Genomic DNA, 22,535 nt, shown 5'->3' on the forward strand with positions numbered 1-22,535 from the left:
CTCAAGAATGTTCGACCTTATGCTGCCTCCTGTAGCGAAGCATAGTATTGTTGTCGCTTAACCATTGGAGGTAGTCCACCATTAGCAGAGCAGATCCTCCGATTATTCCAGTAGCTGATGAAGTATCTCCAGATGAGCGTCTTTAACTGCTCTACGGTCATTGAGGTAGGATTGTAACGACCATAAAGTAATTCCTCTTTGAAGCGTGCCCACATGCTTTCGCATCTGGCATTATCATGGCATCTGCCACCGGCACTGTTCATGCTTTGAACAATGCCATATCTGTTGATAGCTTTACGATATAGCTCACTGGTATACTGGGTTCCCCTGTCACTGTGAAGAATAGCTCCACGGAGCATCGGGTAAGCTTTGCAAGCATTCTCTAAGGTTTGTTCGCATAGGGTAGCTCTCATATTTGTATCCATAGCAAGTCCCAATACTGCTAAATCATAGCAGTCAAAGATAGCTGAAACATAGAGCTTCCCGTCAGAAGCCTTTATTTCAGTCATATCGGTCATGCACTTTTCAAGGGGCTTTTCAGCAGCGAAGTCACGCTTGATTAAATCGTCGGATTTACTGGCTTCTCTATCAGCTTTGGTAATAGCATTCGGCTTACGTTTTGGTTTATGATTAAGACCAATTTCTGCCATGACACGATAAACAGTTCTCTCACCGGGAATATGTACTCCCTCAGGCTGTTTGAGCTGTAAGGCCTGATACATACGGATTCTTCCATAAGTGTCATTGCATTCATCTTCGCTGCAAATATCAAGCATTGCATCTGCCAGTGCCTGATATTTCCAAGGGGTATCTTTTGCTTTTAGGAATTTGTTGAATGCCTGCCTTGAAACATGAAGCACTTTGCAATAAAAAGAAATTTTACCCTTAATCCGGCCGTCATCCGTTTTGATTGCAATAAACATTAATCTCTGTTTTTTGCTGACTTCCGACGGCTGGCTGCGAAAAAAGCACTTGCTTGCTCAAGGAATTCGTTTTCTTCTTTTAAGCGACGAATTTCCTTATCCTGCTCTTTTACACGCTTTCTGAGTTCAATAAGCTCATCGTTGAGGGATAAAGCATTCTTGGGCGTATGAACTGCTTCATTTGCACTGAGACGCCCCTCTTTGAAGGCTTTTATCCAAGTGTACATAGTACCCTTTGGAATCCCTAATTCCTGAGCAGCTTTATGACCGCCGATTTCCTGGGCAAGCTTTACCGCCTGTGCTTTAAATTCATTGTCATAAGATTTTTGATTCTGTGCCATAGGTTTTTCTCCTGTTCTCGTATCGATTATGATTATATATCAAAATCCTTGAGAATAGGGTGTCAACTTTATTTATACACCATCAGAATTTGCCAGAGAGGTGGCCAAAAATGTAGGGATCCAGGGGGTCCTTGGAGAGCTGGACGAGGGAATCTTGCCTGTAGATGGCAGGATCAAAAAGGATAATGGTTCCAGTGATATTGTAGATGTAAGCCAGATTGTTCCGGTTGTAAATATTAATACAGCCTGCTATGGCCGGAAAACACCAAATCACAGCTGGGCAGTGACTGTCCAGGCAAAGAGGCCGGCAGCTCATAAGGGTATGATATTTGCTGCTAAGATCCTGGCTTTAATGGGAGCAAGGCTGGCAGAGGAGCCGGGGCTTTTAGAGCAGGTAAAGGAAGAGTTTAAAAGTGCAAGGTAAATAGCAGACGTCCAACTAAGGGGCGCATCCGCCCCCTTCATGACAAACGCATCAAAATTTGTTTTAATTTGCCTATTGCTTTCAATGGTTAAGGTATTTACAATACTCATAAAGGGATCCTTTGTTGGTGGTTATTTTGATTAGACACCTTAATTTTACCACAAATGGATGCTCTTTTTCCGTTCACTTAAAAAGTGAAAAGTAATATGCAATTAAAATACAGTAACTATGTGGTTTTCAGCCATATTCACGGTTTTGCCGTGAATATTTTAGGCTGGTTCAAATATTCTCCCTGCCCTTTGGAATGGAAGCGGCAGGGTTTTTGTTTGCGAACCATATTCATCCTATAAATATTTTGAAATGCCTCAAAACACATTGACTTATTCCCGCCAATATGCTAAAAATAAACTATAATTTATAGGATGAATATTCGCCCAATAGAAGGAGGAGCAAGAACATGAAAGAACTATATGATGTGCTCGTCATCGGCGGAGGCATAGTGGGGAGCGCCGTTGCCAGAGAGCTGTCACGATATCGTTTAAGGATCGGCGTTCTGGAGAAAAATCTGGATGTCTGCAATGAGACCAGCGGGCGCAATTCCGGCGTGGTTCACGGCGGCTTTGCTTATGACAGAGGAAGTTTAAAGGCAAAGCTCTGCGTAGAGGGAAACCGGATGATGGGAGAGCTGGCTAAGGAACTGGATTTTCGCTTTATCCGCTGTGGAAAGGTGCTGGTCGGCAATACGGATGAGGACATGGAGACCTTAAAGCGCACGATCCGCCAGGGAGAGGACAATGGGGCCTCAGGATTAGAGCTCATTGACGAAAAACGTCTCCACGAGCTGGTACCTGCGGTAGTGGGAAAATTTGCCATGTATTCAAAGAACAGCGGGATTGTAGATCCCTTTGGCTATACCATTGCCCTGGCAGAAAATGCCCATGCGAACGGGGCTGAGTATCATTTCGGCTGTGAGGTAACGGATATTTCCAGGGACGGAGACGGAAATTACTGTATTTCCACTTCCGGGGGAACCTTTTACAGCCGCTGGGTGGTAAACAGTGCAGGCCTTGGATGCGGAAAAATTTCCGATCTCCTAGGAATTACGGGATACCATATCATCGGCTCCAAGGGCGATTACATTATTCTGGATAAGCGTACCGGCCCGCTGCTTCCTATGCCCGTTTATCCGGTTCCAAGCAATACATATATGGGAATTCATGTGACGAATACCACAGACGGAAATGTTATTATCGGGCCAAATGCGGATCTGGTGACGGATTTCACCTACTATGGAGTGCCGCAGGAAAATATGGATTATCTGGCTAACAGCGCTTCGGATCTGTGGCCCTGTATCCGTAAGCAGGATTATATCCGCAATTATTCCGGTATCCTTCCAAAATGGGTGGATGATCAGGGAGTGATCCAGGATTTTAAGATTGAGATACGGGATGATCTTGCGCCCAGGGCCATCAATCTGGTAGGAATAGAGTCTCCGGGACTGACAGCAGCAGTACCTATTGCGCGGTATGCCATTGAAATGATGAAGGAAAGGGAAAAACTGGAAGAGAATCCTGATTTTAATCCGGAAAGAAAGGGAATCCGCCGCTTTGAGGAATGTTCCATGGAGGAACAGGCCCGATTGATTGAAGAAGATCCAGATTATGGAGAGGTGATCTGCCGCTGTGAGAAGGTTACGAAGGCGGAAATTTTAAAGGCTATCCATAATCCTCTGGGAGTGGATACCATGACAGGCATCAAATACAGGACACGTTCCATGATGGGGCGCTGTCAGGGCGGTTACTGCCAGATGCGGATCGAGCAGCTCATCGAACAGGAGCTGGGGAAAAAAGAAACCCAGGTGCAGTATGAGCGGGAAGGTTCACAGGTATTGTTCGGAAAGGTTCGGGAGGTGTAGGATATGGGACATTTAGAGCATGAGATCGTCTGTGAAGCAGTGGATGCAGTCATAGTGGGCGGCGGTCCGGCAGGACTGGCGGCAGCAGTGCGGCTGTATGAAAAAGGGATTACGGATATTCTGATTCTGGAGCGGGAGAAACATCTGGGCGGTATCCTGCGCCAGTGTATCCATGACGGGTTTGGCCTGACCCGCTTTGGCCTGACCCTAAGCGGCCCGGAATATGCACAGAAATTTATCGACCGGGTGCATGAACTTAAGATCCCCTATCTGACGGACGCCACGGTTTTAGAGGTGACAAAGGAACATGTGGTTACTGCAGCTACGCCTCAGGGCTTAAAGCAGTGGAAGGCAAAGGCAGTGATCCTTACTATGGGTTGCAGAGAGCGCACCCGCGGGGCTCTGGGAATTCCGGGAGAAAGGCCCGCAGGCGTATTTACTGCAGGAGTGGCTCAGGCATATATCAATCTGTATAACCGGATGCCTGCAAAGGAAGTGGTGATTCTGGGTTCAGGTGATATCGGTATGATTATGGCACGACGCCTTACGTTAGAGGGAGCCCATGTAAAGGCTGTATTTGAGATTCAGCCTTATCCAAGCGGCCTTCCAAGAAATATTGAGCAGTGTTTAAATGACTATGGAATCCCCCTTTATCTGAGCCATACGGTTACAGCTATCCACGGGGATAAACGTCTGACCGGTGTGACGGTTTCTCAGGTAGATGAGCATATGAAACCGATTCCGGGAACGGAAAAAGAGTATGATTGCGATACGCTGATCCTGTCGGTAGGCCTGATTCCTGAAAATGAGCTTTCCCTGGATGCCGGCGTAACCTTGGACGGGAGAACAAAGGGCGCAGAAGTAGATGAGTATTTCCAGACGGATAGGCCCGGTATCTTTGCAGCAGGAAATGTGCTCCACGTCCATGATCTGGTAGACTTTGTGTCCATGGAGGCGGAACGGCTGGCGGATGCTGCAGCGGAATATGTAGATAAGGGATGTCTGCCGGAGTGTCCCGTTGTGATTCGTACCGATTGTTTTATCAATCACACAGTGCCGCAGCGTATTTCCGGAAAAGAGGACTGCAGATTGTCACTGCGTGTAAACAGGCCATTTAAGGACTGCCGTATCGTAGTACGTCAGGATGGAACGGAGGTGGCTTTTAAAAAGATGAAAAAAGCCATTCCGGCAGAAATGATTCAGATTCCATTAAAGGCAGAGAAGCTGTCAGGCTGTAAAGAACTGGAGGTGAGTGTGGAATGGTAAGAGAATTTACCTGCATTATCTGCCCAAATGGCTGTGAGATCACAGCAGAACTTGAGAAAACGGAGGATGGAGCCTGCCGGATCCGTTCCATAGAAGGAGCAGCCTGTCCAAGAGGGAAAGCTTATGTGGAGCAGGAGCTCACCGATCCCAAAAGAAATATCGCAACCTCCATTTCGGTAGAGGGAGGAGAGCTGCCCCTTACAAGTGTCCGCCTCACGGCCCCCATACCAAAGGCAAGGATCTTTGACGCCATGGAAGAAATCCGCAGATGCCGCGTCACTGCACCAGTGAAAGCAGGGACTGTAGTGATAGAAGGACTTTTAGGATACGATTCCGATGTGATCGTGACGAAGACGGTGGAGAAACAGAAATAAAATCATGTATACAGACAGCCGGACCAGTGGTGAAAACGGGTCCGGCTGTCTGTATTTAAGAAGGGTTTTTAAATGAATGTCCTTAACATTCTGGATGAAATATGGTATTTTTTAATGAAAGAACAATTACAGAAGGAGGAGAAATGCATGAGCCTTTTCATTGGAAAGACAGAACGGGTATATTCCACCTCAGACAGCTTCCAGAAGGAACGGGTACAGGAAATTCTGAATGAAAATCATATAGAATACAAGATTCGGGCCCGGGATGATTCAAGACGAAATCCGTTTGATCAGGCCGGACTTGGAAGCCTGGGAAATAACAGGCTTCTGGTTACATATTCCTTTTATGTGGATAAAAAGGATGCAGAGTGGGCAGTGAGGTTGATTCATTCACAGGTGTAGAGCCCATCTACAAACCTTCTCCATCCTTGCATTTTCCCCCAATCTATTATATAGTGGAATGCAGAGAGAAAATATACGAAACAGGAGGAAACGTATGTCGGGAAAGCGCGAGGATTATATTACATGGGATGAATATTTTATGGGAGTGGCCTGTCTGTCGGGGAAACGCTCTAAGGATCCCAGCACCCAGGTGGGAGCCTGTATCGTAAGCCAGGACAACAAGATCCTTTCTATGGGCTACAATGGTTTCCCCAAGGGCTGTTCAGATGACGAATTTCCCTGGGAGAAGGAGCATGAGGCGGACGATCCCTACCATGCAAAATACTTTTATTCTACCCACAGCGAATTGAATGCCATTTTAAATTACAGAGGCGGAAGCCTGGAGGGCAGCAAGCTTTATGTGACCCTTTTCCCCTGCAATGAATGTGCCAAGGCCATTATTCAGGCGGGAATTACAACGATTGTCTATGGGGAAGACAAGTATGCCGATACGCCTGCCGTGCGGGCTTCCAAGCGGATGCTCAATGCAGCCGGAGTAAGGTATTATCAGTATCAGCCTACAGGGCGTAAAATTGAAATAGAGGTTTAGGGAAAATGAAGGTTCTTCTGGCAGCGGTAAATGCCAAATATATACATTCCAATCTGGGGATCTACAGCCTGAAGGCTTACGGTGAGAAGATGCTGGCAGAGCAGGGCTTTAAAAGAGAACAGATACAGATCGAGCTGGCGGAGTATACCATCAACCACCAGTTAGAACAGATTCTTAAAGATCTGTACTGCAGGAAGCCGGATGTGATCGGTTTTTCCTGCTATATATGGAATATTTCTTATATAAAATGTCTTCTGGCAGATATAAAAAAGGTGCTCCCGGAAGTGAAGATATGGCTTGGAGGTCCTGAGGTATCCTACTGCGGTGAGGAGATTTTAAGAGAACAGCCTGCGGCGGATCTGGTGATGAAAGGGGAAGGCGAGGAAACCTTTGCACAGCTTTTACAGGTTCTGGTGGAAAAGGAGGGATCAGGAGCCTCCTTCAGTGGATATCTGGAAGAAATAAAACAAAAGTGGATTCCCGGACTGGTATTTTTGGACAGTCAGGGCAATAAAGACGGCGCATCCTGGGGTACTTTTACGGGCAGTAATGGACAGGCAGGATGGCCCGTTTATGACACCGGTATCCGTCCGCCCATGGATATGAACCGGATCCCCTTTCCCTATGGATTTTTGGAGATGGAACAACTGGAACACAGGATTATTTACTATGAGAGCAGCAGAGGCTGCCCTTTTTCCTGTGCTTACTGCCTGTCGTCCATTGATAAGAGCGTCCGTTTCCGCAGTCTGGAACGGGTAAAGGAAGAGCTGTCCTTTTTCTTAAATGCCAGAGTACCGCAGGTGAAGTTTGTGGACCGGACCTTTAACTGTAAAAAATCCCACGCCATGGCAGTCTGGCAGTTTATCCGGGAAAATGACAACGGCATTACGAACTTTCATTTTGAAATCGCAGCAGATCTTCTGGATCAGGAGGAGCTGAACCTCCTTTCTTCCATGCGTCCGGGACTGATTCAGCTGGAAATAGGAGTCCAGTCCACCAATCCGGACACGCTTTCGGCAATCCGGAGAAAAACAGATATCGCAGAAATAAGAAAGATTACCCATCATATTAACAGCCGGCACAACATCCACCAGCATCTGGATCTGATCGCAGGCCTTCCCCATGAGGATTTAAGCAGCTTTAGAAAATCCTTTAATGAGGTATATGATATGGAGCCGGAACAGCTGCAGCTGGGATTTTTGAAGGTGTTAAAAGGCTCCTATATGGAAGAAATGATTCCTGCCTGTGAGCTGTTATATTCATCTTCCCCGCCCTATGAGGTCTTGTCCACCCGATGGCTTTCTTATGGAGATATCCTGGAGTTAAAGGCTGTGGAAGAGATGGTGGAAGTCTACTATAACAGCCGCCAGTTTACCTGTACACTGGAGCAGCTGAGGCAGGAATTTGATACACCCTATGAAATGTTTCTGGATTTGGCCGGATTTTACCAGAAGAAGGGATATGGCGGCGTAAATCACAGCCGTCTGGCACGGTATGAGATCCTGTGGGAGCAGGCAGAGGAAATGTTTTCTGACGGCAGCAGAACAGATGCAGAGAGAAAGCGTGAGCAGTACAGAGATGCTCTGATGACCGATCTGTACCTCCGGGAAAATATCAAAAGCCGTCCTTCCTTTGCCAGGAATCTTTCACATTTCAAGGAGCAGATCCGGCGTTTTTTCAGGCAGGAGGAGGACTGCCCCTGCCTGCTTCCGGATTATACGGGATATGATTCCCGCCAGCTGGCAAAGATGGCCCATCTGGAGCCGGCGGGGGACGGAAGTTTTCTGCTGTTTGACTATAAAAACCGCGACCCGCTGACCTATAATGCAAGGATGGTTCGGGTTGAGATTGAATAGAAAAAGCCAGACTGCGCATAAACAGGAAACGGAGAAACCGGATGAAGATATTGCTGATCGATTCGGAGATAGAGGATATAAGGGAACTGAAAAAAAGGATTCACTGGGAGGCCTGCGGCGTGGAGAGTGCGGCAACGGCCTACAGCGAAAGGACGGCCAGGGAAACGGCAAAAAATCAGAAACCAGACCTTATCGTCTGCTGTACGGAAATCGCTGAGGATGGAGGAGAGGCACTTCTGACAGAACTGCGTTCCACTGTCCCGAATGCAGGGATTATCCTGACTGGAAGTCGCTTTTCAGAGGAAATTTTTCGCAGGCTTTTATATGTTGAAGCAGTCGATTATTTAAAAAAAACTGTTTCAGAGGAAGCATTTTTCAAGGCAGTGGAGCGGTTTAAAGAGCGGCGCTTCAGACAACAGGAGGAAACCGAAGAAAAGCAGTACGGGCGTTACTGGAAAAATAATCAGCGCATGATTCAGGAGATGTTCTGGAAAAAGCTCTGTTTAAACCGGATTCCCGGAGGGCCGGAGGAGATCGAGGCCGCCGCTGCCCAGGTAGATGCAAAGCTGGACAAGGACAGCCGCTATCGGATGGTGCTGATCACACTGGCAAATGAAGATGAGATGAAAATGGCCTGGGGGGATGATTTGTGCCAGGCAGCGATTCAGAATCTTGCCCGGGCATTTGTAAAAACAGATGGAGACAGCAGCAAGGTGATTGTGATTTATACCCGTGTAGTGATCCTTTTGGAGGAGGCAGAGTTTGATACGGCTCAGGAACGATGCCGGATTCTGGCAGACCGCTGCCGCAGTGAGTATCAGGCAGAGCTTTTGTGCTATATTGGTGAGTCGGTGTTCTGTGAACAGCTGGCTGATACCTACAGCAGCCTTCTTACCTACAGCAAGGATGATGTGCTTCAGCAGAACCGCATAACCTGTGTAAACAGGCAGAGTCTGGGAGAAAAGAAAGAAATTGCAGTTCCGGATACCTGGGGAGAGCTTCTTTATACAAAAGAACCCCAGCGGCTGGTAAAAGAGGTTGAAAAATTTCTGGTACCTCTGGCAAGACTGGGGCATTTAAGCGAGCAGAATTTCCGTATTTTCCAGCAGGATATGCTCCAGCTGTTTTTTACATATATGGAAAAAAAGGAAATGCGGGCCCATGAGCTTTACGATAATCATGAGATATACCGCCTCTATAAGATTGCAATCCTGTCCATTGACGGAATGTGCCGGTGGGTGTCCAAATGCACGGAATATATTACAGGACAGAACAGCCTGAAGGAAGGGACCCATGGAGCAGAGGTGGTGAGAAGAGTAAAGGAGTATATCCGTTCTAATCTTAAAAATGACATTACCATGGAGCAGATTGCGGATTTAACTCACTTAAATCCCGATTATACCACCAGAATTTTCCGAAACATAACAGGAATGACGATTCGGGGATACCTGATTAAAAAGAGAATGGAGCGGGCAAAAACACTGCTGCAGACGACGGGGCTTTCTGTCAGCGAGGTGGCAATGGAATCGGGATATGATAATTTTTCCTATTTTATCCGTGTATTCCGGCAGTATTTCGGAGTGACGCCCAAACAGTTCCGCAGAGAAAGCGAACAAAGACGTAACCAGAAACTGGAAATGGAATATTCGGAAAAATGATATTAATATACGGAAAAGTGCTGTTTTTTTATCTTATAAGGAAAAAACAGCACTTTTTTTACGATGGATTTACACATGAAGTCGAAAAAATGATAAAAAGTGTCGCAAGAATGAAAGCCAGAAACAGGGACACTTATATATAATACGAGTAGAACAAACAAAACGCTGTATAGTTGGGAGATGGATATGAAAGTCAGTCTGATCGTAAGCGATATTGACGGAACGCTCCTGCCGGCAGGCTGCAGACAGGATGGAACAGAGCCGGACGGCCCCGGAGTTTCAGACGGGATTAGGCATCTTGGCACCATGATCCAAAAGCTGGAGCTTCCGTTTACATTGGCAAGCGGCCGTCCGTTGGACATGATGGAGCTTCTGGGAGAGCACCTCGGGATTACACTTCCCATGGTGGCCTGCAACGGGGCTGCGGCAGGAGGGAAGAAAGGGCTTCTTTGGAGTGACCATCTGAATACAGATCAGGTAAGAACCGCTATTGAATGTGCCGATCATCTGAATATGGCGATTATTGCCACAGATGGATCGGATGAGGTGGTCTACCGGCAGAATGATTATACCAGAAGCCGCAGCAGGAACGGCTCATGGACAAAAACCTGGCGTCCTGCCTGTGAGGAGGACTGGCAGAACTGGAGGATACAAAAGCTCCTGATCATTGACCCTGCGTCTCCGGGTAAAGTAGATGAGGTAATCTGCGAGCTGAACAGGAACCGGAAGCAGGAGGAGCTGTCGATCCTGCGCTATGATGACCGGGGGATAGAGGTCATGCCGGGAGAGTGCACAAAAGGAATGGGGGTAAAACGGCTGGCGCAGAGTCTTGGGATCCCCATGGATGAGGTCATGGTGCTGGGAGATAATAAAAATGACATCGATATGTTTAGGGCAGCAGGACTGGGAGCTGCCGTAGGAAACGCTGTTTCTGCATTAAAAGAAGAAGCTGATTATGTCAGCCATGAAAAATGGGTCTACGGTGTTATAGAAGCACTGGAAGCTTTAAATCTACCGCAGCGGTGCCATGGGGCTTTAGAATGCAAAGGATCAGAAAGAGGTAAGGGACAATGAAAGGAAAGCGAACATCATTAAAAAAGGTACTGGAACCGTACTGCTGGCTTTTGCCGGCATTTGTGCTGTTTATCCCTTTTACGTTTCTCCCGTTTCTTCAGACAGTCTACAAGAGCTTTTTTATTGTAGATTCCATGGGAACGCTGAAGCGTTTTGTGGGATTTGAGAATTATCTGTATATATTGAAGGATGAAACCTTTGTGAAAGCAGTGATCAATACACTGGTTTATGTTATTTTAACGGTGCCTGTTTCAAAAATACTGGGAATGCTTCTGGCACTTTTGGCGAATAAGCGCAGAAAGACATCCTTCCTTTATGAGACCTCATTCGCCCTGCCTATGGCAATGGCGGTATCCGTGACAGCCATGATTTTCCAGCTTCTTTATGTTCCGTCCCTGGGCTTTATCAACGGCGTAACAGGGCTTAAGATCAACTGGCTGACAGATCCAAAGTACGCCATGATTGCCATTGCAGTTATCCAGATCTGGCTGTCTACAGGTTATGCGTTTATCTTTATGCTGGCCGCAGTGAGAAGCGTGCCGAAGGATATGATTGAAAGCGCATCCATAGACGGTGCGGGCCCGTTTCGTCAGCTGTTTCAGATTTATCTTCCTTTGACAACGCCTACCATGTTTTATCTTATTATAACAGACATTTCCTACAGTATGATGATGATGAGTCTTGTAAGCGTTCTTACAGACGGGGGACCTAAAAACGCAACGATCACAATTATGTACTATATTTTTAAACAGATCGGCGCAGCCGGCAACTATACCAATGCTAATCCGGCGGCGATCATTGCATTTATAATGACTCTGGCAGCTACGCTTTTAGGATTTTTATGGGAAAAGAAAGGAGTGCATTACTCATGATGGCAAAACGTGATAAATGGGGTGTTTTCATGCAGGTTTTGTGTCTGGGACTGGCCTTTTTCATGCTGTTTCCCATTCTCTATGCAGTTTCGGTTTCACTGATGGAGCAAAAGGCAGTGCTGGCTTCTCCGCTTCATTTCCTTCCTCCTAAGGTAACTTTTGACAATTATGTGACTGCATTTACAAGGACTATCCTTCCAAGATATATGGTAAATTCCTTTGTGGTTGCTGTGATCTGCAGTGTGAGCCGCGTACTGGTAGCCTGCATGTCCGCCTTTGCCTTTTCTTTTATGGAATTTAAGGGAAAGAAGCTGCTGTTCTTTTTGACTCTCAGCACCATGATGATCCCGCCGGATGTACTGATCGTTGCCAATTTCACCACAGTAAGCCGTTTACGGCTGGTGAACACATATATGGGAATCTGTGTGGTTTATCTTGTGTCTGCGGCTAATATCTTTATGCTGCGGCAGCATTTTCTGGGATTTTCCAAAAGCTTAAAGGAAGCAGCTGCTATTGACGGCTGCGGGAATTTGCGGTTTTTCTTCAGTATCCTGATGCCTACCAGCCGTCCGGTTGTAACTACCGTATTCCTGTCCTCTTTTGTAAATGTCTGGAACCAGTATGTGTGGCCCATGCTCGTAACGAATAAAAATGAGCTGAGAACCATACAGGTAGGAATTACCATGTTAAAGGACAGGGAATCTGCTGTATTTGGGCCGGTGATGGCCGGAGTTGTAGTGGCTCTGGTTCCGACTGTGCTGCTCTTTATCGTATTTCAGAAACAGATCGTGGCGGGCATGATGTCCGGCGCGGTAAAAGAATAATTGAAAGAAAGGGAATAAAACAATGAAAATGAAAGCATTTATGCCGATTGCGGCAGCAGCAATGATTACAATGGGGCTTACTGCCTGTCAGGGTGCTTCTGGCGGGAACAGCGGGGCTGCTTCACAGGAACAGGAAGCTGGTTCCGGCATGACAGAGATCACATTCTGGCACTCCATGGACAGCGTGTTTGGAGAGATTACCCAGAAGCAGGTGGATCAGTTCAATGAAACCATCGGAAAAGAAAAAAATATCCATGTAACGCCTGTATTCCAGAACTGGCCCGGCACAGATGCCCTCATGGCCGCCATGCCTGCGGACGATATCGAAAATATGCCGGATGTGATCCAGCTTTACAGCGAGAGCGTAAACCTTATTCGGGATTACAAGCGTACCGTATGGACAGAAGACATGCTTACAACAGAGGGAACAATGAAAAAAGAGGATCTGATGCCGGGAGCGGTTGAGGAATACTCCATCGGAGGCAGGATGATCGGAATGCCGTGGACTACGTCAGCCCTGCTTTTATATTACAATCAGGATTATCTGGATCAGGCCGGTGTGGCTGTGCCCGCAACGATCGCAGAGATGGCGGATGCCCTTCCGGTGCTGGTGGAAAAAACGGGCGCAGAGTATGGCTTAAATGTGCGTGTAAACCAGTATGAGCTGGAAAACTGGATTGAGACTCAGGGGGCGTCCGGCAGTGAATTCGGAAATAACAAAAATGGACACGAAGGCTATATGACAGAGCTTTCCTGCGTATCCAACGGTACGCTGGACAAGTTTTTAACGGAGTGGGAAAAGGTTGTAAACAGCGGCGCCTACAAGCCATCTAAGGATTCCATCAATGAGGAATTTGCAGCGGGTATGCACGCAATGGTTATTATGACCAGCTCCCGTATCCCGACCATCAGCGAGCTGGTGGGAGACAGCTTTAATTGGGGAGTTGCGGCAATTCCTGCCGTATCTGCAGACGATATCGGTGGTGCATATCCCAGTGGCTCCGGCCTGTTTATGATGGATCGTGATGACGAGGCAAAGAAAGTGGCTGCATGGGAATTTGTACAGTATATGGCATCCCCTGAGGCTCAGGCAATGTGGCTTGAGGGAACCGGTTATACGCCTGTCAATGTAAAGTCTCAGGAGCTGGAATCCTATCAGACAGCAGTAGAGGCAGAGTCCAGGCTTCAGGTTCCCTATGATGTGCTGATGCAGTCTGGAATCTCTGTGATTCCGGCCTTTATCCCCAATAACAGCACCATTGATACGGTGATTAAGGATGCAATGCTTTCCTTCGGTGATGGAACAGCAACGAAAGAGGAAACCTTCAACGCCATCAAGGACGGCTGTGCGAAGGCGCTTGAGGATTATTACAGAGCCAACCCTATTGAGTAAGGGAAATGAGTAAGAAGACAGGAAAGGAAGCTGTAAGTGAAACGAGTAATCATTGACTGTGATCCCAGTGCGGATGATGCGCTGGCGCTGATGCTTGCGGCAGCATCTGCAGAGCTTTCGCTGGAAGCGGTGACCGCTGTTTCCGGCGTCTGCGAGGTCGTCCAGAGCGCCCGGAATGCTTTAAACATACTGGAGCTGTGCGGCAGGTCCGATGTATCAGTGGCTGCCGGAGCCAGCCAGCCATTAAAGCGCAGGCTGGAATTTGACGGAAAATACTGCGGCTGTGATGGACTTTCGGAGACGGGGCTTGTCCCCGCCTCTTCCTGTTTGTCAAGACTGCCTGCCGTGGAGCTGATCCACAGGAAACTGGAGGAGCATCCGGGAGAGATTTATATAATATCCATTGCTCCCATGACGAATCTGGCAGAACTTTTGATGAAATACCCTGAGAGCAGAGGGCAGATTGCAGGAATCTATACCATAAACGGCTCTTACGGCGTAGCGCCGGACAAGAGCAGCTGGAATCCCAGGCCCAGCTGGAATGTGCGCACAGACCCGGAGGCGGCAAAATATGTGATTGAATCCGGGATCCCAGTTACAGCGCTGGGACTGGATGTAACGATGAGACTGGAAAATGCCATGGCAGAGCGCCTGATGGCAGAGGGGAATAAAAACGGATGGGCCTTTCAGTTTCTTGAACGGGCTGTGGCCTTTAACCTGAAAAGAGGACTTGAGCCCTACAGCCTTTTAGTAGACGCCATGGCAGTAGCAGCGGCTGTGCGGCCGGAAATTGCAGAGTATATCCATGGAAAGGCTGCTGTATCAGATCAGGACGGTCTGATGTGCGGTCAGACGCTGTTTGGGGCAAAAGGATATGCGGATCAATGGAACTCCGATGTATGGGCAGCGTACTGCTTTGATTTTGACATCTATATTGACTTGTTCCTAGAAAGGGTATTTTCATGAAATTATCAACCTCCAGCAATATTGTATTTGACCGGCCAGAGGGGCCATTTTTCCATATGGACCGCATGATGCGCTATGCAAAGGAGGCGGGCTTTGATACACTGGATATCAGCTTTTACGACTGGGCTCTTCCCGGTTCTCCGTTCCTTACCGACGAATGGAAAAAATGGATTGATCAGGTGGCAGAGGAAAAAGAGCGCCTGGGGATGCGGTTTGGACAGAGCCATGCTTATACTTATAATTTCCTTTCTCCGGCTCTTACGCCGGAAGAGAGAAAGCACCATGAAGAGCTGACCCTGCGCTCCATTGAATGCTGTTATATACTGGGTTCCAGACTCTGTGTGACTCATCCGGATACTGTGTACGATTCCCCACGTCCAATGGCAGTATCAGAGGAGAAGAATGCAGAATATTTCCGGAAACTTTTGGATAAAACAGCCCGGTTTGACATGGCGTTTGCAGTTGAAAATATGTGCGACATTACTATTGCCCCCAAGCGGAAATTCGGCGCTTATCCGGAGGAACTGGTAAATCTGGCAAAGCGCGTGGGCGACAGCCGGTTTGGAATCTGCTGGGATTTTGAACATGGGGACATCATGCAGCAGAATCAGAGAGATGCATTAAGGCTGATCGGCAGCTATCTGTACGCGACCCATGTATCGGATACCCACAGCGCCACAGACCCGGATCTGATGCACGTTCTGCCTCTTATGGGAACGGTTGACTGGAAAGAGGCGGTACAGACCCTGAGGGAAATTGGATATAAGGGATATTTCAGCTTTGAGGTTAATAATTATGGAAGATATTTCCCAGAATGCCTTCTGCCGGAGGCGCTCAGGCTGATGTACCATGTGGGAGAATATCTGCTTTCCCAGACGGTTTAAAGAAATTGGGAGTACGTCCTGAGAGATGCTTATCTCGTTCAGGGCGTATTTTTGTTATGGAAAATATTTTGAATTTCCGCATGTTGCACTGTGTCCGGGCGTCTGGTGTTCAGGACTCCGGTTTCCGGCCATAAGAAAACCTAAGAGTCTGAAATTTTCTAAAAACAAAAGCCATATCAAAAACTCGCTGCGCTCAGACAGGTTTGATATGACTTTTAACGAAAAATTTAATTCTCCAAGGTTTTCTAATGGCCTTCAAAGTCGTCCTGAACACCAGATGCCAGAGCGCACTGCAACATGCGGAAACTCAAAGAAAATGTCTCTTGAAAAACCGGCATCATATGCCGTATACTGAAATGGACTGAAATATAAGGAATGAGGAGCGTTTTATATGCCAAAGATAAAAAGGGAGACAAAAACGGCCCGCAGCCAGCGGGTTGCTCATATACTGGAAGCCTTAGACCGGGAATACGGCACGGAGCTGATCTGTTATCTGAACCATGAAACACCGTGGCAGCTGCTGATCGCCGTGATTTTAAGTGCCCAGTGCACAGATGCCAGGGTAAATATCGTAACAGCCGGCCTGTTTCAGAAGTACCCTTCTCTGGAGGCCTTTGCCGCAGCGGATGTAAAAGAGATGGAGCAGGATATCCATTCCATCGGGTTTTACCATAATAAGGCAAAGAATATCATTCTCTGCGCCAGAGATTTGCTGGAACGGTTTTCAGGAGAGGTACCGGAGTCGTTGGAGGATCTGACCTCCCTTGCAGGCGTGGGAAGGAAAACAGCTAATGTGATCCGGGGCAATGTTTATCATGTGCCGAGCATTGTGGTGGATACCCATGTAAAGCGGATTTCCCGAAAGCTTGGCCTGACCTTGGAGGAGGAGCCGGAAAAGGTAGAGTATGATCTGATGAAGGTGCTGCCAAAGGACCACTGGATTCTGTGGAATATCCATATTATTACACTGGGAAGAACTGTCTGTACGGCCAGAAAACCCAAATGCGGGGAATGCTTTTTAAAGGAATACTGCCCGTCCTGCGAAGAGCCGGTGGTTTTTGACGGGGGTAAGGCGCGATGATGACTTCTTATATTGCCCTTGATCTGGAGACGACTGGCCTGGAATCAAAGACGGAAAAAATTACAGAGGCAGCGGCCTTAAAGGTGATTGACGGAACGGTGCGGGAGCGGTTTGTGACGCTGATCAATCCTGGAAGGCCTATTTCAGAGAAAATTACGCAGCTTACGGGAATTACAGATGAGATGGTACGGACAGCGCCTCTCATGGAAAATGTGATTGGAGAGCTTTTGGCCTTTTGTGAAGGTCTTCCGCTTTTGGGCCACAATATCCTCTTTGATTACCGATTTTTAAAGCAGGCAGCAGTAAACAGCCGTCTGGAATGTGAGTTTGAGGCGGTCGATACCCTGACGCTGTGCCGTCATCTGATGCCGTCGGATGAGAAAAAGAATTTATCCGCTTCCTGTACCTGGTTTCAGATTCCCCAGTCTGCTGCTCATCGGGCAGAAGCGGATGCAGAATCAGCCCACCTGCTTTATGAAAAGCTTAAGGCCCTTTATGGGAAGGAACGGGAGGAGCTTTTTGTTCCATGTCCGCTGATCCACAAGGCAAAACGGGAACAGCCCGCTACAAAAAGGCAAAAAGAATACTTGCAGGATTTGATAAAATGTCATAGAATAGACATAACTCTGCAGATAGATGCCTTAAGCAGAAGCGAGGCGTCCAGGCTGATCGACCAGATTATCCTGCAGCGGGGAAGACTTACGGAGCATTCTCTGTCTTCCCGATATAACGGTTTTGCTGGCGGTTCCGGTAAGAGGAAGGGACCGCAGGATTAAAAGAGGTGAAAAAATGCTGAACATGAGAGACCATAAGACAAAGAAGATCATTTCAACCATTATTGTTGTGATCCTGGTACTGGCTATGATCGTACCGATGGCTTTAAGTGCACTGATGTATTAAAGGATCTGTGATACGGGCCAAAATGCCGGAAAAATGGCTTCCGGAATGAAAAGGATATGTGAGAATGAAAAATAAAATGTGGAAAACAGCCCTGACTGTCCTGGCGGCAGCCGGGGCAGTGTGGGCCTTCCCTGGTACAGCCATGGCGGCTCCTGTACTTCCCGACGGGATTCGTGTACAGGGGCAGGATCTGGCAGGAAAAACCTGTGGGGAGGCCCGTGATGTAATAGAGACTTATGAGGAGGAATTGGGAAACTGTCCGGTTATCCTGACCCTGGACGGACAGGAGAAGGAGACCACGGCAAAGGAGCTGGGACTTTACTGGAGCAATGAGAACCAGATTGAGGAAACGCTTAAGGAGTACGCCGGAGGCAGCCTGATCCGCCAGTATATGGTAAAGAAAGATCTTGCTCGGGCTCCGGTAGAGCTTGCGGTTGAAACAGCAGTAGATCCTGAGAAGGTAACAGCTTTTGTGGATACCCACAGCCAGGATATCCTGACGCAGCCTCAGAATGCCTCCATACGCCGGGAAAACGGCGCTTTTGTGATTACAGAGGCAGTTTCCGGCCGCGCGGTTGATACGGAAGCTACGGTTCAGGCGCTGAATGAGGCGCTGGCTAGACAGCAGGAGGGAACAGTCCGGGCGGACGCGGTGATCACGGAGCAGGAGCCGGAGATCACATCGGAGGAACTGGCGTCCATCCAGGATGTGCTTGGCACCTGTACCACAGACTTTTCCAGCAGCGGAGCAGCCCGTTCCACCAATCTTTCCGTGGGAGCGGCCAAGATCAACGGCAGGGTAATGATGCCCGGAGAAGTGCTTTCTGGCTATGAGTGCCTGCAGCCCTTTACAACTTCCAATGGATACAAGACTGCAGCCGCATATGAAAACGGCAAGGTGGTAGACAGTATCGGAGGAGGCGTCTGCCAGATCGCGACCACGTTGTACGGCGCGTCTCTGGAAGCAGAGGTGGAAATTGTTCAGAGGCAGAACCATTCCATGATCGTTACCTATGTGGAGCCTTCCATGGATGCAGCCATTGCGGGAACCTATAAGGATATTAAAATTAAAAATAATTACAGTACTCCCATCTACGTAGAAGCCTATACTTCCGGGAAAAAGCTGACCTTTACCCTCTATGGAAAGGAAACGCGGCCGGAGGGACGAAAGGTGGAGTATATCTCAGAAACCATAGGTACTACCAGTCCCGGTGAACCTCAGCTGATCGTTGACAATACTCTGGCTCCCGGAGCGAAGGTTCGGGTGCAGTCTTCCCATACCGGACTGCGATCCCGGTTGTGGAAGGTGGTTACGGTAGACGGTGTGGAGACGGAGCGCACGCTGTTAAATAAAGATACCTATAATGCTTCAAAGGCAATCTACCGTGTGGGTCCGGAAGCGCCGGTCAATGCGCCTGTGCAGACCGATCCCGCAGGAGGACAGACTGCCGGAGCAGGGGAAAATACTTCTCCTGAATCACCCGGTGCAGAAAATGTGGCAGGTGGCCCCGGAATGCCGGGAGAAAGCGGAACTGTCCCGGGAGGCGGCCCGGGAGCACCAGCAGGCGGCACAAGCGGCAGCGGGGCGGGCCGGCTCTTATACACCACTTGGAGGGGATAAGAGGCAGGGAAGAATCCCCAAGGCCCAAGGCAGGATCAGAGGGGGAAGAAGGAGGATGTTTCCGGGAAAATTTGGGACAAAAAGGCGGCCTCAGGCGGTCCGGGAGCACCGGCAGGGGGCGGTCCGGGGGCACTGGAGGGTGCAGGAGGAAGCAGCGGAGCAGTTTCCGGTGGAGGCCCCGGAGCATCGCCAGAGGCCGGAGGCAGCGCAGCAGCTCCGGGAAGCGTCCTGGGAGTTCCCGCCCCATCAGGGGAGGTGGCTCAATGAGAACAGCAGGGCAGGGGCCGGGCGGTTTTGAAAAGCGGGACGGCCATATAAATCCGGGACAGGAGCTGATTTTTGCAGGTTCTGCCGGTCTGGCAGGAGCCAGACGCATCCTGGAAGCAAAAAAGGAAATAATTTCCAGGCGATTTGCTCCCTCATTTTTAAGAGAACTGAAAGAAGAGGAATATTCGGTAAAAAGCTGGCTGGATCAGGCGACAGCGGAAAAAAACAGTCCGGTTACAGCCTGGGAGTTTGCAGGGGAAGGCGGCGTACTGGCAGCACTCTGGAATTTTTCAGGCATCTACTGCACAGGACTGGACGTGGATCTGCGCCTTTTCCCTGTCCATCAGGCGGCAATCGAAATCTGTGAGCTGTTTGAATTAAATCCCTACCGGCTTTACAGTGAAAACTGTGTGCTCCTTGCGGCAGACAGCGGCAGCCGCCTGGTGCGGGAATTAAAGAAGGCGGGGATTCCGGCGGCAGTGATCGGATGGGCGGAAAAAGGCATTGCAAGAAAGCTCCGCCACGGTGAGGAAGCAGCCGGATATCTGGAGCGTCCCCAGCCGGATGAGCTTTTAAAGCTGGGACTGTAATATATGCCCTCAGGGGATTTTTTTAGCAGAATGGAGGATGGTTATGAGAGAAAAAATTCTTGCGGTGATTGAAAAAAACAGCAGGATCGATATAAAGGATCTGGCGGTTTTACTGGGCGAAAGTGAGATTGCAGTGGCAAATGAGATTGCAGATATGGAAAAAGAGCATATTATCTGCGGTTATCATACCCTGATCAACTGGGATAATACCAGTGAGGAAAAGGTAGTTGCGCTGATCGAGGTAAAGGTAACGCCTCAGCGGGGCATGGGCTTTGACAAGATCGCAGAGCGCATTTACCAGTACAGCGAGGTAAACGCTGTGTATCTGATGAGCGGTTCCTTTGATTTTACCGTATTTATCGAAGGAAAGACCATGCGCCAGGTAGCACAGTTCGTTTCCGACAAGCTGGCTCCCATGGAGGCTGTTTTAAGCACAGCTACACATTTTGTACTGAAAAAATATAAGGATCACGGCACTATTATCAGCGAGCCGGTCCAGGATGAAAGGATGCTGATTACCCCATGAGAAATCCCTTATCAGATAAGATCGTAAGTATCCCTCCTTCTGGGATCCGGAAATTCTTTGATATTGTAAACGAGATGGAGGGAGCCATTTCTCTGGGCGTAGGCGAGCCTGATTTTGACACACCCTGGCATATCAGGGAGGAGGGCATCTATTCTCTGGAGAAAGGACGTACTTTTTATACCTCTAATGCAGGCCTTAAGTCCTTAAAGGACGAGATCAGCCGTTATTTAAGCCGCCGTTTTGATGTAAGCTATGATTCAGACAAAGAGATCATGGTTACGGTAGGCGGCAGCGAAGCCATTGATGCAGCCATGCGTGCCATGTTGAATCCCGGGGATGAAGTCCTGATTCCCCAGCCCAGCTATGTTTCCTATGTGCCCTGTGCCGTGCTGGCGGACGGTGTGCCGGTGGTGATTGAACTGGAGGAAAAGGATCATTTTAAACTGACCCCTGAGAAACTTCTGGAAAAGATTACCGATAAAACGAAAATCCTGGTTCTTCCATTTCCAAATAATCCCACTGGAGCGATCATGGAGCGTCATGAGCTGGAAGAGATTGCTAAGATTGTGGTGGAAAAGGATATTTTTGTAATTTCAGACGAAATCTATTCCGAGCTTACATATACAGATAATCACGTTACCATCGCTTCCTTCCCCGGAATGAAGGAAAGAACGGTATTGATCAACGGCTTTTCCAAATCCTATGCCATGACAGGCTGGCGTCTGGGATATGCGGCGGCTCCGGAGATTATTTTAAAGCAGATGTTAAAGATCCATCAGTATGCCATCATGTGTGCTCCCACTACCAGCCAGTATGCGGCGGTCGCTGCCCTTCGGGACGGGGATAATGATGTGGAAATGATGCGTGAATCTTATAACCAGCGCCGCCGGTACCTCTTAAATGCATTTAAGGAAATGGGGATCGACTGTTTTGAGCCGTTGGGCGCCTTTTACACCTTCCCCAATATCAGCCGATTTGGTATGACCTCTGAGGAATTTGCCACAGCGCTGTTAAAAGAGGAAAAGGTAGCTGTGGTGCCGGGAACGGCCTTTGGAGCGTGCGGAGAAGGGTTTGTGCGTATTTCCTATGCGTACTCCCTTAAGAGCTTAAAAGAGGCCTTAGGCCGCATTGAGCGCTTTGTAAAGAACCATGACGGAAAGGCGTGACAGCTATGATGAATATTGTACTTTTAGAACCGGAAATGCCTTCTAATACAGGCAACATCGGCCGCACCTGCGTTGCAACCAATACAAGGCTCCATCTGATCGAGCCTTTGGGCTTTAAGCTCAATGAAAAGGCCTTAAAACGGGCCGGACTGGATTACTGGGATAAGCTGGATGTAAGCGTATACAGCGATTACCAGGATTTTCTTGAAAAAAATCCACAGGCTGCAGGCAATATGTATTTTGCCACAACCAAGGCCCATAAGGTTTATTCTGACGTAAGCTACAGCCCGGACTGTTATCTGATGTTCGGCAAAGAAAGCGCCGGTATTCCTGAGGAAATCCTGGTGGAAAATGAGGAGCATTGCATCCGCATCCCCATGTGGGGCGATATCCGCTCCTTAAACCTCTCCAATTCTGCCGCCATTGTGCTTTATGAGGCCCTGCGCCAGAATGGATTTGAAAAGATGGAGCTGGCGGGAGAGCTGCATCATCTGCAGTGGAAGGACGGGCAGCCATAAATCCATTTAGAATGGAAAGTCATATCCTGCGTTTTTCTGACATACCTTAGAGTGTGCCTGAGTGATAAAGCTCAGACATACTCTTTTTTTCTGTAACTGAAAAAG

24 protein-coding genes are annotated in these 22,535 nt (G+C 48.4%); 22 read left to right on the forward strand and 2 right to left on the reverse strand.

Annotation, left to right across the window (positions count from 1 at the left end; all coding sequences use genetic code 11):
• Positions 1-17: 17 nt before the first annotated feature.
• The gene (locus tag BN3656_RS06960) at positions 18-923 is read right to left on the reverse strand and encodes an IS3 family transposase (protein WP_066545706.1); all 906 of its coding nucleotides are present in this window, start codon (positions 921-923) and stop codon (positions 18-20) included.
• Positions 923-1,264 (reverse strand): transposase, encoded by a 342-nt coding sequence (locus BN3656_RS06965; RefSeq protein ID WP_066545712.1) that lies wholly within the window; start codon positions 1,262-1,264, stop codon positions 923-925. The genes BN3656_RS06960 and BN3656_RS06965 overlap by 1 nt, the downstream gene beginning before the upstream one ends.
• 100 nt (positions 1,265-1,364) lie before the next feature.
• Between BN3656_RS06965 and BN3656_RS06970 the strand changes: the two genes are divergently transcribed.
• From BN3656_RS06970 to BN3656_RS07080, 22 genes are all read left to right on the forward strand, one after another.
• The gene (locus BN3656_RS06970; RefSeq protein WP_066545714.1) at positions 1,365-1,688 is read left to right on the forward strand and encodes a hypothetical protein; all 324 of its coding nucleotides are present in this window, start codon (positions 1,365-1,367) and stop codon (positions 1,686-1,688) included.
• Between the two features lie 457 nt (positions 1,689-2,145).
• The gene (locus BN3656_RS06975; protein WP_066545716.1) at positions 2,146-3,603 is read left to right on the forward strand and encodes an NAD(P)/FAD-dependent oxidoreductase; all 1,458 of its coding nucleotides are present in this window, start codon (positions 2,146-2,148) and stop codon (positions 3,601-3,603) included.
• A 3-nt stretch (positions 3,604-3,606) separates the two neighbouring features.
• Complete coding sequence (locus BN3656_RS06980; protein ID WP_066545725.1) at positions 3,607-4,869, forward strand: FAD-dependent oxidoreductase; 1,263 nt, start codon at positions 3,607-3,609, stop codon at positions 4,867-4,869.
• Positions 4,863-5,243 (forward strand): DUF1667 domain-containing protein, encoded by a 381-nt coding sequence (locus BN3656_RS06985; RefSeq protein ID WP_066545732.1) that lies wholly within the window; start codon positions 4,863-4,865, stop codon positions 5,241-5,243. Before BN3656_RS06980 ends, BN3656_RS06985 begins: the two co-directional genes overlap by 7 nt.
• A gap of 147 nt (positions 5,244-5,390) precedes the next feature.
• On the forward strand, positions 5,391-5,645 hold the full coding sequence (locus BN3656_RS06990; protein WP_143331336.1) for a DUF2007 domain-containing protein: 255 nt from the start codon (positions 5,391-5,393) through the stop codon (positions 5,643-5,645).
• Between the two features lie 94 nt (positions 5,646-5,739).
• Positions 5,740-6,234 (forward strand): dCMP deaminase family protein, encoded by a 495-nt coding sequence (locus BN3656_RS06995; RefSeq protein ID WP_066545737.1) that lies wholly within the window; start codon positions 5,740-5,742, stop codon positions 6,232-6,234.
• A 5-nt stretch (positions 6,235-6,239) separates the two neighbouring features.
• A complete protein-coding gene (locus BN3656_RS07000) occupies positions 6,240-8,090 on the forward strand; it encodes a B12-binding domain-containing radical SAM protein (protein ID WP_066545739.1) in 1,851 nt (616 codons plus the stop codon).
• A gap of 41 nt (positions 8,091-8,131) precedes the next feature.
• Positions 8,132-9,748, forward strand: a complete 1,617-nt coding sequence (locus BN3656_RS07005; protein WP_066545741.1) for a helix-turn-helix domain-containing protein — start codon at positions 8,132-8,134, stop codon at positions 9,746-9,748.
• Between the two features lie 186 nt (positions 9,749-9,934).
• Positions 9,935-10,822 (forward strand): HAD family hydrolase, encoded by an 888-nt coding sequence (locus BN3656_RS07010; protein WP_066545743.1) that lies wholly within the window; start codon positions 9,935-9,937, stop codon positions 10,820-10,822.
• Positions 10,819-11,694 carry a sugar ABC transporter permease gene (locus BN3656_RS07015; RefSeq protein ID WP_066545745.1) on the forward strand — a complete coding sequence of 292 codons (876 nt, stop codon included), beginning with the start codon at positions 10,819-10,821 and terminating at the stop codon, positions 11,692-11,694. The genes BN3656_RS07010 and BN3656_RS07015 overlap by 4 nt, the downstream gene beginning before the upstream one ends.
• A complete protein-coding gene (locus BN3656_RS07020; RefSeq protein ID WP_242962962.1) occupies positions 11,691-12,518 on the forward strand; it encodes a carbohydrate ABC transporter permease in 828 nt (275 codons plus the stop codon). Before BN3656_RS07015 ends, BN3656_RS07020 begins: the two co-directional genes overlap by 4 nt.
• Positions 12,519-12,540: 22 nt before the next feature.
• Positions 12,541-13,911, forward strand: a complete 1,371-nt coding sequence (locus tag BN3656_RS07025; protein ID WP_066545748.1) for an extracellular solute-binding protein — start codon at positions 12,541-12,543, stop codon at positions 13,909-13,911.
• A gap of 36 nt (positions 13,912-13,947) precedes the next feature.
• Entirely contained in the window at positions 13,948-14,877 is a 930-nt protein-coding gene (locus BN3656_RS07030; RefSeq protein ID WP_066545750.1) for a nucleoside hydrolase, read from the forward strand.
• Positions 14,874-15,761 carry a sugar phosphate isomerase/epimerase family protein gene (locus BN3656_RS07035; RefSeq protein WP_066545752.1) on the forward strand — a complete coding sequence of 296 codons (888 nt, stop codon included), beginning with the start codon at positions 14,874-14,876 and terminating at the stop codon, positions 15,759-15,761. Before BN3656_RS07030 ends, BN3656_RS07035 begins: the two co-directional genes overlap by 4 nt.
• 391 nt (positions 15,762-16,152) lie before the next feature.
• The gene (gene nth, locus BN3656_RS07045; protein WP_081422887.1) at positions 16,153-16,842 is read left to right on the forward strand and encodes an endonuclease III; all 690 of its coding nucleotides are present in this window, start codon (positions 16,153-16,155) and stop codon (positions 16,840-16,842) included.
• Complete coding sequence (locus tag BN3656_RS07050) at positions 16,839-17,618, forward strand: 3'-5' exonuclease (RefSeq protein WP_066545756.1); 780 nt, start codon at positions 16,839-16,841, stop codon at positions 17,616-17,618. The genes nth and BN3656_RS07050 overlap by 4 nt, the downstream gene beginning before the upstream one ends.
• A gap of 188 nt (positions 17,619-17,806) precedes the next feature.
• Positions 17,807-19,363, forward strand: coding sequence for a VanW family protein (locus BN3656_RS07055; RefSeq protein WP_081422888.1), 1,557 nt, complete (start codon positions 17,807-17,809; stop codon positions 19,361-19,363).
• A gap of 55 nt (positions 19,364-19,418) precedes the next feature.
• Positions 19,419-19,661 (forward strand): hypothetical protein, encoded by a 243-nt coding sequence (locus BN3656_RS07060; protein WP_066545759.1) that lies wholly within the window; start codon positions 19,419-19,421, stop codon positions 19,659-19,661.
• Complete coding sequence (locus BN3656_RS07065) at positions 19,627-20,220, forward strand: AIR synthase-related protein (protein WP_066545762.1); 594 nt, start codon at positions 19,627-19,629, stop codon at positions 20,218-20,220. Before BN3656_RS07060 ends, BN3656_RS07065 begins: the two co-directional genes overlap by 35 nt.
• 43 nt (positions 20,221-20,263) lie before the next feature.
• Complete coding sequence (locus BN3656_RS07070) at positions 20,264-20,746, forward strand: Lrp/AsnC family transcriptional regulator (protein ID WP_066545765.1); 483 nt, start codon at positions 20,264-20,266, stop codon at positions 20,744-20,746.
• Positions 20,743-21,912, forward strand: a complete 1,170-nt coding sequence (locus tag BN3656_RS07075; protein WP_066545768.1) for an aminotransferase class I/II-fold pyridoxal phosphate-dependent enzyme — start codon at positions 20,743-20,745, stop codon at positions 21,910-21,912. The genes BN3656_RS07070 and BN3656_RS07075 overlap by 4 nt, the downstream gene beginning before the upstream one ends.
• Positions 21,913-21,920: 8 nt before the next feature.
• Positions 21,921-22,430 (forward strand): tRNA (cytidine(34)-2'-O)-methyltransferase, encoded by a 510-nt coding sequence (locus BN3656_RS07080; RefSeq protein WP_347461173.1) that lies wholly within the window; start codon positions 21,921-21,923, stop codon positions 22,428-22,430.
• Positions 22,431-22,535: the final 105 nt, after the last annotated feature.

The organism is Clostridium sp. AT4, assembly GCF_001517625.2.
GTDB lineage: Bacteria > Bacillota > Clostridia > Lachnospirales > Lachnospiraceae > Enterocloster.